General features: G+C 63.3%; 15 protein-coding genes. 3 read left to right on the top strand and 12 right to left on the bottom strand.

All coding sequences use genetic code 11. From position 1 onward, the window contains the following. Positions 1-78 precede the first annotated feature (78 nt). Positions 79-207: a PA1414 family protein gene (locus N430_RS29850; protein ID WP_256215799.1), complete on the bottom strand. Its 129-nt coding sequence runs from the start codon at positions 205-207 to the stop codon at positions 79-81. A gap of 124 nt (positions 208-331) precedes the next feature. Beyond that, positions 332-1,225, bottom strand: coding sequence for a LysR family transcriptional regulator (locus tag N430_RS17045; RefSeq protein WP_110636910.1), 894 nt, complete (start codon positions 1,223-1,225; stop codon positions 332-334). Positions 1,226-1,331: 106 nt separating this feature from the next. On the opposite strand from N430_RS17045, the gene N430_RS17040 reads away from it, so the two are divergent. Continuing rightward, positions 1,332-2,501 carry an MFS transporter gene (locus N430_RS17040; RefSeq protein ID WP_110636913.1) on the top strand — a complete coding sequence of 390 codons (1,170 nt, stop codon included), beginning with the start codon at positions 1,332-1,334 and terminating at the stop codon, positions 2,499-2,501. Positions 2,502-2,568: 67 nt separating this feature from the next. Here N430_RS17040 and N430_RS17035 read toward each other — a convergent pair whose 3' ends face one another. The 5 genes from N430_RS17035 to N430_RS17015 all read right to left on the bottom strand — a co-directional run bounded on the left by N430_RS17035 (position 2,569) and on the right by N430_RS17015 (position 7,124). Further along, positions 2,569-3,495 carry a DMT family transporter gene (locus tag N430_RS17035; protein WP_110636915.1) on the bottom strand — a complete coding sequence of 309 codons (927 nt, stop codon included), beginning with the start codon at positions 3,493-3,495 and terminating at the stop codon, positions 2,569-2,571. A 106-nt stretch (positions 3,496-3,601) separates the two neighbouring features. Continuing rightward, on the bottom strand, positions 3,602-3,997 hold the full coding sequence (locus tag N430_RS17030; protein WP_103446386.1) for a transcriptional regulator: 396 nt from the start codon (positions 3,995-3,997) through the stop codon (positions 3,602-3,604). Positions 3,998-4,139: 142 nt separating this feature from the next. After that, complete coding sequence (locus N430_RS17025; protein WP_110636918.1) at positions 4,140-4,943, bottom strand: LuxR C-terminal-related transcriptional regulator; 804 nt, start codon at positions 4,941-4,943, stop codon at positions 4,140-4,142. Positions 4,944-5,029: 86 nt separating this feature from the next. Continuing rightward, positions 5,030-6,262, bottom strand: a complete 1,233-nt coding sequence (gene eutH, locus N430_RS17020) for an ethanolamine utilization protein EutH (protein WP_110636921.1) — start codon at positions 6,260-6,262, stop codon at positions 5,030-5,032. 97 nt (positions 6,263-6,359) lie between these two features. Beyond that, positions 6,360-7,124: an SDR family NAD(P)-dependent oxidoreductase gene (locus N430_RS17015; RefSeq protein WP_110636924.1), complete on the bottom strand. Its 765-nt coding sequence runs from the start codon at positions 7,122-7,124 to the stop codon at positions 6,360-6,362. Positions 7,125-7,280: 156 nt separating this feature from the next. Here N430_RS17015 and N430_RS17010 point away from each other — a divergent pair, with 156 nt between their 5' ends. After that, positions 7,281-7,553 carry a hypothetical protein gene (locus N430_RS17010; protein ID WP_110636927.1) on the top strand — a complete coding sequence of 91 codons (273 nt, stop codon included), beginning with the start codon at positions 7,281-7,283 and terminating at the stop codon, positions 7,551-7,553. A 172-nt stretch (positions 7,554-7,725) separates the two neighbouring features. On the opposite strand, the gene N430_RS17005 is transcribed toward N430_RS17010, so the two are convergent. Continuing rightward, positions 7,726-9,087: a DEAD/DEAH box helicase gene (locus N430_RS17005; protein ID WP_110636930.1), complete on the bottom strand. Its 1,362-nt coding sequence runs from the start codon at positions 9,085-9,087 to the stop codon at positions 7,726-7,728. 105 nt (positions 9,088-9,192) lie between these two features. Between N430_RS17005 and N430_RS17000 the strand changes: the two genes are divergently transcribed. Further along, entirely contained in the window at positions 9,193-10,494 is a 1,302-nt protein-coding gene (locus N430_RS17000) for a mechanosensitive ion channel family protein (RefSeq protein WP_110636934.1), read from the top strand. 49 nt (positions 10,495-10,543) lie between these two features. Here N430_RS17000 and N430_RS16995 read toward each other — a convergent pair whose 3' ends face one another. From N430_RS16995 to N430_RS16980, 4 genes are all read right to left on the bottom strand, one after another. Next, positions 10,544-11,905 carry a cytosine permease gene (locus tag N430_RS16995; protein WP_110636937.1) on the bottom strand — a complete coding sequence of 454 codons (1,362 nt, stop codon included), beginning with the start codon at positions 11,903-11,905 and terminating at the stop codon, positions 10,544-10,546. A 191-nt stretch (positions 11,906-12,096) separates the two neighbouring features. Further along, positions 12,097-13,032 (bottom strand): AEC family transporter, encoded by a 936-nt coding sequence (locus tag N430_RS16990; protein ID WP_110636940.1) that lies wholly within the window; start codon positions 13,030-13,032, stop codon positions 12,097-12,099. A gap of 1 nt (position 13,033) precedes the next feature. Then, entirely contained in the window at positions 13,034-13,909 is an 876-nt protein-coding gene (locus tag N430_RS16985) for a carboxylate/amino acid/amine transporter (RefSeq protein WP_110636943.1), read from the bottom strand. 321 nt (positions 13,910-14,230) lie between these two features. Beyond that, a complete protein-coding gene (locus N430_RS16980) occupies positions 14,231-14,830 on the bottom strand; it encodes an FMN-dependent NADH-azoreductase (RefSeq protein WP_110636946.1) in 600 nt (199 codons plus the stop codon). Positions 14,831-14,885 lie beyond the last annotated feature (55 nt).

Genomic DNA, 14,885 nt, shown 5'->3' with positions numbered 1-14,885 from the left:
GGGCCGGCCCAGGCAATGCAAATACAGCAGAAACAAAAAGGCCGCAGCATCTGACAGATGCTGCGGCCTTTTTTCATTTCAGCGACGACGCGGCTGGCGCTTGCGCTGCTCTTCATCAGTCGGGATCGGCACCGGCTGCAAGGGTGGTGGAATCAGCCCCAAAGCGACGGCCAGGTCGTGGAGCCAGTTGAACATTTGGTTTTTCATAATGCCCCCTTGACGGGTCAGCCTCACGGCAATTCAATCCTGCGATGTTTCATACAGATCATAGTCCGATGTCCTGTACTACGCATGCTCTTGTTCCTACAGATATGGGCTAGTTTGACGCGGATCAAGTGGAAACGGCGTATTCCGACGACTGGTTAATCGTTTCGCTTTGTTGCACGTCGATCCAGGCCTGCAAATTCGCCCCGCGCATGCCCTGGCGCCACATCAACCAGGTTTCCGCGTGATCGAATGGCGCCTGCAAGCGATGGGCGCTAACCCGGTCACGCCCGGGCAGGCTGTCGAGCATCGATTGCGCCATCAAGGCCACCCCCGCGCCGGCAATCACGCAGGCCAGCATGCTCTGGTACGACTCGATTTCCATCACTCGCCCCATCGGCGTGTGGTCATGGGCATACCAGGCTTCCAGGCGCATGCGGTAGGAACAGCCCTGGCGGAAGGTGAACACCGCCTTGCCGGCCACGTCCTTGGCACTGCGCACCACCGGGTGTTCCGGGCTGGTAATCAGAACCAGCACTTCATCGCACAGCGGCACACCATCCAGCCCGGCCAGGCTTGGTGGGCCGTCCACCAGTGCGGCATCCAGGCGATGGCTGAGCAGGCCTTCAAGCAGGTCACCGCTGGGGGCCGCCTGCACCTGCAGGTTCACCGCCGGGTACTGCTGGTGATAGCGCGCCAGCAGCGCCGGCAAGTGGATCGCGGCCGTGCTGTACATGGTGCCCAGGGCGAAATCGCCGGCCGGCTGGCCGCCCTGCACCGCCGCCACGGCTTCGTCACGCAGTGCCGAAAGGCGGCTGGCGTAATCCAGCAACACCTTGCCGGCGGGTGACAGCTGCAAGCGCTGGCGCTCGCGCAGGAACAGCTCCACCCCCAGCTGCTCCTCAAGCTGGCGCAGGCGCGTCGAGAGGTTCGACGGCACCCGGTGCAGGCGCTCGGCAGCGCGGGTGACCGAACCTTCCTCGGCGACGGCCTGGAAGATGCGCAGTTGGCTGAACTCCATGAAATTCTCCAAAACAGAACAACTTGATCATCATTATTCAATTTTATTGAAAGTCAACTCGCCCTAACCTGCCATTCATCGCATTAATTCGCGCAGGAGAGTCCTCATGTCGCCGTTCGTACAACTGCTGGCCAGCGCCGTGGCCCTGATGATGGCCATGGGCATCGGCCGCTTCGCCCTCACCCCACAACTGCCGCAACTGATCGCCGAAGGCCAGTTCGACCTGACCGCCGCCGGGCTGGTGGCGGCTGCCAACTACCTGGGTTACTTCCTTGGCGCCGTGGACGCCATGTACGCCCGTCGGCCAAACCAGGTGAAACTGCGCCTGCACGGTGGCCTGTGGTTGTGCGTGCTGCTGACTTTGGCCTCTTGGGCTGCGGACGGCTTCTGGAGCCATTTGCTGCTGCGCTTCGGCACCGGCGTGGCAAGCGCCTGGGTGCTGGTGATGATCACCAGCCTCAGCCAGCAAGTGGCCAATGCCCACAACCGCCAGCGCTTGGGGGCGATGGTGTTCGCCGGGCCTGGGCTGGGCATCGCGCTGACTGGTTTGCTGGCACTGGCTGCGCATCTGCTGGGGCTGGGTTCAGCGGCACTGTGGCTGGTCTATGCCGTTGCGGCCCTGGTCATGCTGCTGGCCGTGCGCCCCTGGCTGCCTCGCGCCCTGCAACCTGCCGTGCTCCCCGCGGCCTCGCAGCAGGGCCCGACCCGCAGCGTCGGCATTGCTCGCCTGGGCCTGGTCTATGCCCTGTACGGCGTGGGCTACATCCTGCCGGCCACCTTCCTGTCGCAGATGGCCAACCAGCAGTTTCGCGGCAACTGGATGGCCGACCTGTTCTGGCCGGCGTTCGGCCTGGCGGCGGCGCTCGGTGTGGTGCTGGTGAGCCTGCGTCGGGCTGGCCGGACTTCGGCATGGCTGACGGTCACCCTGTGGTTGCAAGGCTTGGGGGTACTGGCCTGCCTGATGGGCGGTGGTGTTGGCCTGACCTTGGGCGTGGTGCTGTGCGGTGGGCCATTCCTGGCGTGCATGCAGCTGGTGATGCAGCGCTCGCGGGAACTGGCGCCGCATGCCACACAGCGTAATGCCGGGCTGCTGACTGCATGCTTTGCCCTTGGGCAGTTGAGTGGGCCATTGCTGGCGGCGTTGAGCAACCATTACAGCGGGAGTTTGCAGGCGGCGCTTGTGTTGGCTGCGGTGGGCCTGGGAGTAGCGGGCGTGCTGGTGATCACCAGTGGCCGCAGCCTTCAGGGTTGCCCGGCGGCAACTCGGGTAGCCTGAACTTACAAGGTTTGCAGTACCGGCCCCTTCGCGGGCAAGCCCGCGAAGGGGCCGGTACTGGCAACCTTCAACCCACAAACTTGCGCAGCTGCTGCTTCACCCAAGGCTCGGCACTCACCAGAATCACGCCGAGCAATACCATCAGCGCACCGATCACGAAATTCGCACTCAACGGCTCACCCAGCAGCACCACACCGAACGTCACCCCGAACAACGGGGTAATGAACGAGAACACCGCCAGGTTGGAGGCCAGGTACTTGCGCAACAGCCAGAACCAGGTCAGGTAACTGACGAACGACACCACGATCCCCTGGAACAGCACGCTGCCCACCGCCAGCGGCGTCAAGGTCACATCGCCGATTTGCCCGCTGACCAGGGCGATCAACAGCAAGCCGGCAAAGCCCACCGCCAACTGGTAGAACAAGGTCAGGGTTGCTGGGGCCTCCGAAAGGCGCGAGCCACGTACCACCACCGTGGTCGCGCCCCAGGCCAGCCCGGCGAGCACGCCGAAGGCATCGCCCAGCAGCATGCGCCCATCCATCTCGACGAACGACATGCCCCCCGCGAAGGCCATCGCAATCCCGGCAAAGGCCAGCAAGATCCCCAGCCACTGCAGCAACCGCAGCCGTTCGCTGGGGAGCATGAAGTGCAAGCCAAGTGCAGTGAACACAGGCGCCGTGTAGAGGAACACCGACATGTGCGCCGCCGAGGTCAGCTTCAGGCCCTCGGCGATGAACAGGAACTCCAGCCCAAACAAGCCGCCGGCCACGAGCCCGGCCCGCCAGGTGTTGCCCACCTGTTCCCAGCCACCGCGCCAGCAGATCATCAAACCCACCAGCATGGCGGCGATGCAGTTGCGCAGGGCGGCCTGCATCACCGGTGCGATATCCACCGCCGCAGTCTTGATCAGCACCTGCTGGCAACCCCAGATCAGGCACAGGCCCAGCATCACCTGGAAGGCAAAGGCGTCGGGGTTCTTGCGGGCCGCGCTCATGGGCGGGCCTTTTGGGTGGTCGAGGGCATCGGCAAGGGCTCGGCAGTGGTCAAGGAATACCGATTATCGGGTTTCCTGGCCTGCCCTTGCCAGCCTCAAAACGACCTCAAGCGATCTGTGCCTTGGCCGACACCTGCTCGAAGGTGGTTTCGTCCAGCCCATCCTCCTGCTCATCGAGCACCTGACGCGGGTGTTCGAAGCCAGGGATACTGCTGTCGATCAGGCTGAGCAAACGCGAACCGCGCTCGGTGAGCACGAAATTCTCGCCGTTGCCGCCCTCCTCCTGCTCACGGCTCTCGATGAAGCCGCGCTCAAACAGCAGCTTTTCGTACTCGCAGGCACGGGTTTTCAGGTGGTCCAGATCACCCACCGGTTGGCCCTTGGCGGCCAGCGCCGCAGCGTGCTGCTCGGCATAGGGGCGTGGCGTGAAGCTGTGACCGGCGCCGTTCTGCACCTCGTGCAGCAAACGCTCGATCAGGTCCCAGTCGTAGGTGCTGCTCATGGAGATGGCCTCCTGCTGTGGACGAAGGGGGTACACAGGTTGGGACCTGTTGGCAGCCGCAGGCGTTCCGAAAGATCGCAGGACTTGAGCATGGCGAAAAAAATCTTCGCTTAGCTGAAGGGGATCAGCTAGAAAAGCGCCACTAACTGTTCTTCACTAAATAATTGATAAACAACCGAAACAGCTCCGCATTCCCGGAAATCCCCAACCGCTGCCAGATATTGTGACGATGCACCTTCACTGTGCCTTCGGAGATTCCCAGCTCACGGGAGATCGACTGGCTGCTGTGTCCCTGCAGGATCAGCTTGGCCACATGCCGTTGGGTTTCGGTCAGCTGGCCCTGAAGGATGTCGACGAAGGCATCTTCCAGCTGGCTGTCCGACTCCTGCGGGTCGGCCAGGTCATCGGCATGGGCCAGGCGCAGGTGCTGGCTGAAAATGGCATCGATCACCGGTGTCAGTGCTGCCAGCCGCTGTGCTTCCTCAACCTCGAACGCGCCCTTGTCCAAGCCACGCATCAGCGAGTACACCAGCGCGGTACGTGACCGCACCGGGACGATGAAGCCGATTTCTTCAATCAGGCTGCCGTGGTGCGAGGAAACACAGGGGTGGATGTCGTGGGAGATGGAAAAGCCCGAGGCGAAGAAGCTGTCCGGGGCCAGTTCGCTCATGCGCCACAGGCCGGACGGGTGGTTGTTGGTACAGGCGACATAGAACGGGTCGAGCAGGTAACCACCGCGCAAGTAGGCCTTGAGCGTGCGCTCGGCCACGCGCTGCTGGTAGCCGTCGTGGATCAGCAGCGCCGGCTGGTTGAAGCGGAACAGGTAGGCGCAGCTCATGTCGAAATCGACCACGCCCTTGAGCGCGGTGTCGAGGGCCGGGCCCAGGGTGTCGCTGCCGATGCTGCGGATGACCGCGCCCAAGCGGTCGGCGTTGTCGCTGTTCATGGCGATGGCCTGTGCGGTGTGGGAAGAAAACGCGAATGCCGCCCGGCTGTAGAAGCCCGAGCGGCATTGAACGATGCCAGGCCCTGTCAGTGCAACGCTGGGCTGGCAGGCAGCAGTTCGCTCTCTTCCTCCTGGCGGCCCAGCTCCAGCGCCTTGGGCACCGCAAGCCAGTAGGCCAGGCCCATGCCCAGCAGGCCACCGGCGAGCTTGCCGATGATCAGCGGCCCGATCAGCGTCGGCTGGAAGTTGGCCGAGTAGGCCAGGTGGTCACCGAAGGTGAAGGCCGCACAGACGGCGAAGGCAATCACCAGCACCTTGTCCTTCGGCGGCATGTCGGCCACCAGGCGGAACATCGCCAGGATGTTGGCCGAGGCCGCGAGGATGCCGGCGGCGCCCACGGGTGACAGGCCCAGCTTCGAGGCCACTTTCTCGATCGGCCGCGACAGGAAGCGCTTGATCAGGTAGACCATCGGGAACGCACCGCAGAGCATGATGCCCACGTAGCCTGCGATCTCCAGGGCGCGGAACTGGTCGGCCTTGTCGGCGATGATCGGCGCGAAGCCCCAGCCGCCAAACAGCGAAGTGAAGGCACCGGTGAAGTACTCGACGATCGAGGCTACCAGCACCAGGGTCACTGCCGCGTACATCAGCTGCCCCAGCTTGAGGAACAGGCTGACCATCAGGTTGGGGAAGTAGCGCAGGGCTGCAGCAAGCGCCACGCAGAACAGGATCAGCGGCGACAGGTTGCGCAACAGGGTCGGCAAGGTGAAGTGCAGCGCCTGGGTCGCGGCGCCTGCCGTGGCGATGTCCGGGCGCACGCCCAGGCCCATGGCCTGCATGCCCATGGCGATGAACACGATGCTGATCGGGATGCTCAGCAACCCGGCCATGATGCCCAGGGCCATGTACTTGTGGTCGGCCTTGTTGAGCATGGCCAGGCCCACCGGGATGACGAAGATCACCGTCGAGCCGCACTGGAAGCCGGTGATCAGGCCGAGAATCCAGCCTTCCGGGCTGTGCGACAGCGCCTGGGCCAGCTGGTAGCCGCCCAGGTCCGAAGCAATGAAGATCGGCCCGGCGATGCCGGCGTCAGCGCCCATGGCCAGGAACAGCGGGCCGATGACGTGGCTGATGAAGCTGGAAATGAACGGGATGGCGGCCATGATCCCGGCCACCGGGATGAAGATCGGGCCGATGCTGTGCAGGCCGGCCGTGAATTCCTTGGCCAGCTCGGATTCTGCGTTGACGATCGAGGCGATCGCACCGATCACGGCGCACACCATGATCACGTAGATGACGTAAGTACCTATGTTTTCCATCTGCTGCCTCTGTCTTGTTGGAATTGGCTTGGGGGCAGAATTGAAGGGTGCAGCTGTTCTTCTTGTAGGTAGCCGGCAGCGCGCTGCCGGCCGGGTATTACATCGCGGTGTAGGCGTTGTCGACGAACAGGTGCGAGCCACTGACGAAGCTCGACTCGTCGCTGGCCAGGAACAGTGCGGCGTTGGCCACTTCGCTCGGATCGCACAGGCGCCCCTGCATGGTCTTGATCGCTTCGTCGGAAGCATCCACGCCATAACCGCGCAGCAGGTCGAGCTCGCGGCGACCATGGGCGGTGCCGATGAAGCCCGGGCAAATGGCGTTGCTGCGGATGTTCTGGTCGCGGTACTCCACGGCCAGGGCGCGGGCGAACATGTGGCACGCGCCCTTGGTGGTGCAATACAGCACCTCCATCGGCGTGCCGACCACGGCGGAAATCGACGAAGTGCAGATCACGCTGCCGCCGCCTGCAGCGAGCATGCCTGGCAGCACGGCCTTGGTGACCAGGAACATGCTTTTCACGTTGACGCTCATCAGCCGGTCCCAGTCGGCTTCGCTGGTCTCCAGGAACGGCCCGGCGGCGATGATCCCGGCGTGGTTCATCAGCACGGTGATCGCCCCGAAATGTGCCTGGCCCTGGGCCACGGCACGGTGCACCTGGTCGGCCTGCGACACATCGGCGGCGACGAACAGTGCCTGCCCGCCTTCAGCATTGATGCGTGCCGCCACCGCTTCGCCCTGGCTGGTCGGCAAGTCGAGGATCACCACCTTGGCGCCCTCGGCGGCGAACAGCTCCGACGCGGCCAGGCCACAACCGCCTGCGCCGCCGGTAATCAGTGCCACCTTGCCTTTCAATCGATCCATGGGTGTGTTCCTCGGTTGTTGTGGTTGTGGCCTCAAACTAGAGCCGAGGATGGCTGCGGTAAATATACCCAGGGGTATAGCCGCCGGTCGCAGGCGCTGAACCAACCGCCGCGCGCGTGCCTCCACCGGGCATCAATACCGCCGGAGGTAGAAAGGATGAAACCGCTGCTGCGCATCGCCTGTGCCACCGCCCTGTGCTGCGCCCTGCCCGCCTGGGCTTGCACGCCGGAGGAGGCTACACAGAAACGTGAGGAGCTGGCCGGGCTGGTCAGTCAGTTGACCGAGCAGAACCCGCAGAAGGCCAAGGAGATCAATGATGAGCTCCAGGGGATGGAGCTGGGGACGGCGAGCAAGGATTTGCCTGATAAATGTCAACTGATCGACAAGCGGATCAAGGAGTTGAAAGAAGCGGAGAAAAAGGCTGATTAAATCGCTCTACCCTCAGACGCGGTAATTGTGGGAGCGGCCTTGCGTCGCGAAAGGGCTGCAGAGCAGCCTCCGGATTGATGCGTCAAGTCGAGATTGCCTGGGGCCGCTTTGCGGCCCTTTCGCGACGCAAGGCCGCTCCCACACTGAGCGCGTGGGCCTGAGAAGCAATAGCCTACTCAGCAGCCGGCTTGCGCTTCTTCAGCGGCGCCAGGCCATCGGAGCTGGCCAGCGGCGCGTTCGGCCGTGGCTTGGCGGTCGGCTTGCGCTTGGCAGCGGCCTTCTTCTCGCCAGTCTTCTTGTCGACCTTCTTCTTCTTGGCACCCACCGCCTTGCCCGAGGCCTTGACCTTCTTCGGCCCGCTGTAGGTGCCCTTCACTTCCTTGATCACCCGGCGCTCGAACTGCTGCTTGAGGTAGCGCTCGATGCTGGACATCAGGTTCCAGTCATTGTGGGTGATCAGCGAGATCGCCAGGCCTTCGCCACCGGCACGGCCAGTACGGCCCACACGGTGCACGTACTCGTCGCCGCTGCGTGGCATGTCGAAGTTGATCACCAGGTCCAGGCCGTCGATGTCCAGGCCACGAGCCGCCACGTCGGTGGCCACCAGCACCTTGGAGCTGCCCTGCTTGAAGCGCTCGATGGCCAGCTTGCGGTCCTTCTGGTCCTTTTCGCCGTGCAGCACGAAGGCTTTCACGTCCTTGGCCACCAGGTGGCCGTAGATACGGTCGGCCAGGGCGCGGGTGTTGGTGAAGATGATCGCCTTGTCGAAGGTCTCGTTGGCCAGCAGCCACTGGACGATGGCTTCCTTGTGCTGGTCGTGGTCGGCGGTGATGATCTGCTGGCGGGTACCTTCGGCCAACTGCGAGACGCTGTTGAGCATCAGGTGCTCAGGGTCTTTCAGGACCTTGCCGATGATGTCGCGCAGGGCCGCGCCGCCAGTGGTGGCCGAGAACAGCAGGGTCTGCTCGCGGTTCTCGCACTCCTTGCACAGGCGCTCCATGTCTTCAGCGAAGCCCATGTCGAGCATGCGGTCGGCTTCGTCGAGGATCATCACCTGCACGTGGGACAGGTCGAGGTTGCCGGCGTTCAGATGCTCGAGCAGGCGGCCTGGGGTGCCGATCAGCACGTCCGGCACCTTGCGCAGCATGGCGGCCTGTTCCTTGAAGTCTTCACCGCCGGTGACCAGGCCGGCCTTGATGTAGGTGAACTGCGAGAACAGCTGCACTTGCTTGAGGGTCTGCTGGGCCAGCTCGCGGGTCGGCAGCAGGATCAGCGAGCGGATCTCGACGCGCCCGCCCTTCAGGTCAACCAGGCGGTTGAGCAGCGGCAGGACGAACGCGGCGGTCTTGCCGCTGCCTGTCTGCGCGGTCACACGCAGGTCTCGCCCTTGCAGGGCCAGGGGGATGGCCGCGGCCTGCACCGGGGTTGGCTCGACAAATTTAAGCTCGGCCACGGCTTTAAGCAGGCGTTCATGCAGGGCGAATTGGGAGAACACGGAGGTAACCTCAGGCAAGTGCGGGAAATTCAGTTGCATAGGGTAACGTTTTCTGCCGTTTTAGCCGAATTTCTTTTAGCAACTTGGTCGGCTTCCGCGCTCTAATAGCGCTTCGTTTCGCTGTAAAAGACTGGTTTCAAGCTTATGGACATCCAACGCATCTGGCGTGACAGCCTCGACCTGTGGGGCACCCTCGACCAACATCCACTGCTGCACGCCGCTATCGGCCTGGCGGTGCTGCTGCTGATTTCCCTGGTGCTCGGGCGCCTGGCGCGCTTCCTGGTGCTGCACAGCGCCCGCCTGCTGGCCCGGCAGGCGGCACTGAAGTGGCTGGACGACCTGCGCCACAACAAAGTCTTCCATCGCCTCGCCCAGACCATCCCGTCACTGGTCATCCAGTTCGGCCTGAAACTGGTGCCGGAGCTGTCCGACACCAGCCAGCACTTCCTTGGCAACCTCGCCCTGGCCTTCACCCTGCTGTTCATGACCATGGCCCTGTCGTGCCTGCTCGATGCCTTGCTGGACATCTACGCCCGCACCGAACACGCCCGCACCCGCTCGATCAAGGGCTACGTGCAACTGGCCAAGATGATGCTGTGGATCTTCGCCTCGATCGTCATCGTCGCCACCCTGATCGACCGCTCGCCGCTGTTGCTGCTGTCGGGCCTGGGTGCGATGTCGGCGGTGCTGCTGTTGGTGTACAAGGACACCCTGCTGTCGTTCGTCGCCAGTGTGCAGCTGACCAGCAATGACATGCTGCACGTCGGGGACTGGATCGAAATGCCGCAGGTGGGTGCCGATGGCGATGTGGTCGATATCACCCTGCACACCGTAAAAGTGCAGAACTTTGATAAGACCATCGTTTCCATCCCCACCTGGCGCCTGATGAGCGAGTCGTTCCGCAACTACCGCGGCATGCAGCAGTCGGGCGGGCGGCGGATCAAGCGCAGTCTGTTCATTGACGCTGCGGGTGTACGCTTTCTCACCCCGGACGAAGAGCAGCGCCTCACTCAGGTGAGCCTGCTTGGCGACTACCTGGCCAGCAAGCGCCAGGAACTGCTGGCCTGGAACGAGGCGCTGGGGCCCGTGCCCGAACTGTCGGCCAACCGCCGCAAGCTGACCAATATCGGCACGTTCCGGGCGTTTGCTCTGGCTTACCTGAGGAACCACCCGAACGTGCACCCGAACATGACCTGCATGGTGCGGCAGATGCAAACCACGGCCGAAGGTGTGCCGCTGGAGATCTACTGCTTTACCACCACCACGTTGTGGGCGGAGTACGAGCGGATTCAGGGGGATATCTTCGATTATCTGCTGGCGGTGTTGCCGGAGTTTGGCTTGAGTCTGTATCAGCAGCCGAGTGGCAATGACATGCGCATAGGGCTGGCGGGGCGCCCGGCACCCGAGCCGATGCCGCGTCGCCTTGAAGAAATGAACGAGGTTTGAGCTTACGGGGCGTTACAGCCCCTTCCCATCTCAGGGCCGAGTCAGTTGCCTAGTTTGCCAAAAGCGCTTTGCTTTCCCGGGCGTTGACCATGCTGTACAGCGCACCGGCCAGGATCAAGCCCATCGCCCAGCTGATATCCGCCCCCAGCCACTCGGCCACGAAGCCCGTGTAGAACGACAGCTTCATGAACGGGATGATGCCGATGATTGCCACGGCATACACCGCCAGGCTTCGACGATTGAAGCAGCCGTAACGGCCCTTGGCATCGTACAGCGCCCCCACGTCATACTGCCCCCGGCACACCCAGTAGTAATCCACCAGGTTGATCGCACTCCAGGGGATCAACAGGTACAGCTGGCCGATCAGGATGTCGGCAAAGAACGTATCGAAATTGTGTTGGGTAGCGATGGCAATCAGCGTTGCCGCGGCAGTCAGGCCCGCCATCACCAGCGCCTTGGCCGTCGCAGTCACGCGCCTGATGGTCTTGAAGGCACCAAAGATCGTGACCGATGACATGTAGGCGCTATAGAGGCACAAGACGTTGTACTGGATCACCCCCAGCGCAATCACGGCCAGTGCCAACGGTGCCCAAGGGCCAAACAACCCGGCAATTGCCGTCGCAGGGTCATGCCCCAGTGCCGAGGGTAATTGCACAGCCACCAGCGCGCCCAGCGCCATCATGGCGAAGGAGCCCAGCGCGCAACCGCAATAGGTGGCCCAGAACGTGGCGCGTGGGTTGACGTTGGCCGGCAGGTAGCGCGAGTAATCCGCCACATAGGGCCCATAGCCCAACGTCCAGGAGGCGGCCTGGGCCACGATCAGGTTGAAGGCGGTGAATGAAAAGCCCGTCGTCACTGCCGTGGTGCCTGCCGTGTCACCGGGGTGCAGCAGGATCAGCACCAGTGCGCCGGCAAACACCAGCGTGGACAGCAGGCTCATCCACGCCCCCAGGCGGTGGATCAGTTCGTAACCGACAAAGCCGATGATGAAGGTCAGCACGCCGACGACCACGATGGCCTGGTCGTCGCTCATGGGCAGCAGTGCCTGCACGGCGTTACGCATCAGCACGCCGCTGGCAGCAAGGAACAGTACAGCGGCCGTGACCATCACCAACAAAGGCAGCGCCGCGCCATGGACACCGAACTGGGCCCGGCTCTGAATCATTTGCGGCACGCCCAGGTGCGGCCCTTGGGCAGAGTGCGCGGCCATGAACACGGTGCCGATCAGGTTGCCGACCAACAGGCCCAGCAGGGTCCAGGCAAAACTCAGCCCCGACGCAACGCCCAGGGTGCCGACCATCAGTGCGGTAATCTGGAAGTTGGAGCTGAACCAGATGGTGAACAACCGTTTAGGCGTGCCATAACGCTCAGCGTGTGGGACGAATTCGATACTTCGCGTTTCTAGCTTCACGCCGGTCTCCCGATTTTGTTTTCATGATTATCGGGTAGCCGCCGGCCAGGTTTGGGTTCATTAACGAACGCGTCTTAGCTAGCTGCGCCATGCCTTGCTTGATAACGTCAGGCTACACAGGCGGCTCATCCACACCGACGCCAGGATCAGCGCCCCGTCATTGTGGGCTTGCTCCTCGAAGAGGCCGGTAGCTACCCCGCATACCCCAGCAGGTACAACAGCCCGGTCAAGGTCACCAATGAGGCCACGGTCGACAACAGGATCGTCCGCGAAATCAACCCCGCCTCGCGGCTGTAGTACTCCGCCAGCATGAACGGCCCGGTACCGGTCGGCAGCGCCGCCAGCAACACCGCCGACGCCGCCCACATGGTCGGCAGGCTGAACACCTTGAACGCCAATACCCAGGTCAGCGCCGGCTGCCCAACCAGCTTCAACGCCACCAGCGGCCACGGGCTGGCCTGCGAACCAGTACGCTTCTCGGCCAGGAACGCCCCCAGCGAGATCAATGCGCAAGGCGTGGTCGCCAGCGCCAGCATGTCGAGAAAATGCATCACCGGCTCGGCCAACCCCAGGCCGCCAATGGCCCAGCCCGCTCCCGCCAGCGGCGAAATCACCAGCGGGTTCTTCGCCAGGGCCTTGCTCACCAGCAGCATCGCACGGCCGATCTGCCGCTCTTCCTGCAGGCCGATCTCGATCAGCGTCAGGGAAATCGCGAACACCAGGCAGACCACGATCAGCGACGAGATCAGCGCCGGTTGCAGCCCCGGCTGGCCGAACAGCAGCAGGCACAGTGGGATACCGATATAGCCGGTATTGGCATAGCCCGCACTGAGCCCGTCGATGCTCGCCGCCACCAGGCCGTGGCCGCTGTACAGGCGCCAGGCCAGGGTCACGACGAACATCGCCAGTGCTCCGGCGCCGAAGGCGACGATGAACCCCGGGTGCCAAATCTCGCTCCAGGTCGCCGTGGCAGTGACCTTGAACAGCAGCGCTGGCAGGCACAGCCAGACCACCATCTTGTTGATCTCGGCGGCGGCCTTGTCGCCCAGCTTGTTGGTCTTGCGGCACAGAAAGCCGACCAGGATCAGGGCGAAGATCGGCGCGACAATGACGAAGATGGTGTGCATGTCAGGCCTTGCCTGTCACAGGCGCCTGCGCACGGCTACCCAGGCGGCTCAGCCATACCGATGCCAGGATGATCGCGCCACCGAGCAACAACCGGCCAAGCGGCTCATCGCGGTTCCAGATCAGCAGGTTCAGCAGCAGCCCCACCGGCACATGCAGGTTGTTCATCACCGCCAGCGTGCCGCCGGAGACCAGGCACGCGCCCTTGTTCCACCAGTACAGGCCCAGGGCCGTCGGGCACAGGCCGAGGAACAGCAGCACCAACCACTGCACGTTGGTGGTCGGCAGGTGCTGGGCATTGCCGAACATCAGGAACGCCGGCAACACCACGATCAGCGCGCCCAGGTAGAAATAGCCGAAACGCTTGTAGTGCGGCAGGTCGCTAGGGTTACGGGCGACCAAGTGGCGGTACAGCACCTGGCCGGCGGCGTAGGTGAAGTTGGCCAGTTGCAGCAGCAGGAAGCCGATGAAGAAGTCGCCGCTGATGCTGTCGAAGCGGATCACCCCCGCCCCCGCCACGGCCACCAGGGCCGCGAGCAGCGCCCAGGGGTTGAAGCGGCGATTCAGGGCATCTTCGATCAAAGTCACGTGCAACGGCGTGAGGATGGTGAACAGCAGCACTTCCGGCACGGTCAGCACGCGGAAGCTCAGGTACAGGCAGACATAGGTGATGCCGTATTGCAGCGCGCCGATCAGCAGCATCGAGCGCAGGAAGCGCGGCTCCACCTGGCGCCAGCGGGTCAGCGGCAGGAAAACCAGGCCGGCCAGCACCACACGGGCGAGCACGGCGAAGTAGCTGTCGACGTGGCCGGCCAGGTATTCGCCGATCACGTTGAAGGAGAACGCCTGGATCAGCGCGACGATTATCAGGTAGCCCATGGTTGCCTCTCGTGGATCAAGGGCGCGACCTTAGCGGGTTGCGGCGCGTGTATTCAACCATGAGGAATGTGGGGTGGCTGGATACTCGGTCTTTGTGGGAGCGGCCTTGTGTCGCGAAAGGGCTGCAGAGCAGCCCCAACAATATGTGCAACTGCGCTGAGATCCTGGGGGCGCTTCGCACCCCTTTCGCGACACAAGGCCGCTCCCACATAAAGCAAAAGCAGATCGCGTGTGCCAGGCATAAAAAAGCCCGGCCATCAGGCCGGGCAGGTACACCCAAAGGAGCTACAACAGGTGTCAGGGATGGGAATTCGTTGAAGCTCAGGCCACCGCGGCCAGCTTGGCCTTGGCCTGGTTCAGGCCCTTCTCGTGGAACTCGCCACTCATGTTCAGGCCTTCGGCATGGATGAAGTCGACATCGTGAATACCGATGAAGGCCATCACCTGGCGCAGGTACGGTTCCTGATGGTCGCTGGTGGCACCGGCATGGATGCCGCCACGGGCAGTCAGGACGATGGCGCGCTTGCCGGTGAGCAGGCCTTGCGGGCCGGTCGGGGTGTACTTGAAGGTGATGCCGGCGCGCAGCACGTGGTCCAGCCAGGCCTTGAGGGTGCTGGGGATGGTGAAGTTGTACATCGGCGCGGCCATCACCAGCACGTCGGCAGCCAGCACTTCATCGGTCAGCTCGTTGGAACGGGCCAGGGCCTCCAGTTCGGCGGCGCTGCGCTGTTCTTCAGGCTTCATCCAGCCACCGAGCAGGTTGGCATCCAGGTGTGGCACCGGGTTAACCGCCAGGTCGCGTACGGTGATCTGGTCAGCCGGGTGCGCGGCCTGCCACTGCTGGATGAAGTCACGGGTCAGTTGACGGGAAACGGAATCCTGCTGGCGGGCGCTGCTTTCGATGATCAGTACGCGGGACATGGGGTGCCTCCATCGGCATAAAGGGTTGCGATTCGATGGAGGTGAGATTAAGGCT

Origin of the sequence: Pseudomonas sp. CC120222-01a (genome assembly GCF_003097235.1) — a bacterium.
Classification (GTDB): Bacteria; Pseudomonadota; Gammaproteobacteria; order Pseudomonadales; family Pseudomonadaceae; genus Aquipseudomonas.
The sequence above is the reverse complement of the archived record's forward strand: the minus strand, read 5'-3'. Positions and strand labels throughout refer to the sequence as shown.

Coding starts and splice junctions, on each gene's coding strand:
- N430_RS29850 (WP_256215799.1), bottom strand. CDS start 207: ATGAAAAACCAAATGTTCAACTGGCTCCACGACCTGGCCGTCGCTTTG.
- N430_RS17045 (WP_110636910.1), bottom strand. CDS start 1,225: ATGGAGTTCAGCCAACTGCGCATCTTCCAGGCCGTCGCCGAGGAAGGT.
- N430_RS17040 (WP_110636913.1), top strand. CDS start 1,332: ATGTCGCCGTTCGTACAACTGCTGGCCAGCGCCGTGGCCCTGATGATG.
- N430_RS17035 (WP_110636915.1), bottom strand. CDS start 3,495: ATGAGCGCGGCCCGCAAGAACCCCGACGCCTTTGCCTTCCAGGTGATG.
- N430_RS17030 (WP_103446386.1), bottom strand. CDS start 3,997: ATGAGCAGCACCTACGACTGGGACCTGATCGAGCGTTTGCTGCACGAG.
- N430_RS17025 (WP_110636918.1), bottom strand. CDS start 4,943: ATGAACAGCGACAACGCCGACCGCTTGGGCGCGGTCATCCGCAGCATC.
- eutH (WP_110636921.1), bottom strand. CDS start 6,262: ATGGAAAACATAGGTACTTACGTCATCTACGTGATCATGGTGTGCGCC.
- N430_RS17015 (WP_110636924.1), bottom strand. CDS start 7,124: ATGGATCGATTGAAAGGCAAGGTGGCACTGATTACCGGCGGCGCAGGC.
- N430_RS17010 (WP_110636927.1), top strand. CDS start 7,281: ATGAAACCGCTGCTGCGCATCGCCTGTGCCACCGCCCTGTGCTGCGCC.
- N430_RS17005 (WP_110636930.1), bottom strand. CDS start 9,087: ATGCAACTGAATTTCCCGCACTTGCCTGAGGTTACCTCCGTGTTCTCC.
- N430_RS17000 (WP_110636934.1), top strand. CDS start 9,193: ATGGACATCCAACGCATCTGGCGTGACAGCCTCGACCTGTGGGGCACC.
- N430_RS16990 (WP_110636940.1), bottom strand. CDS start 13,032: ATGCACACCATCTTCGTCATTGTCGCGCCGATCTTCGCCCTGATCCTG.
- N430_RS16985 (WP_110636943.1), bottom strand. CDS start 13,909: ATGGGCTACCTGATAATCGTCGCGCTGATCCAGGCGTTCTCCTTCAAC.
- N430_RS16980 (WP_110636946.1), bottom strand. CDS start 14,830: ATGTCCCGCGTACTGATCATCGAAAGCAGCGCCCGCCAGCAGGATTCC.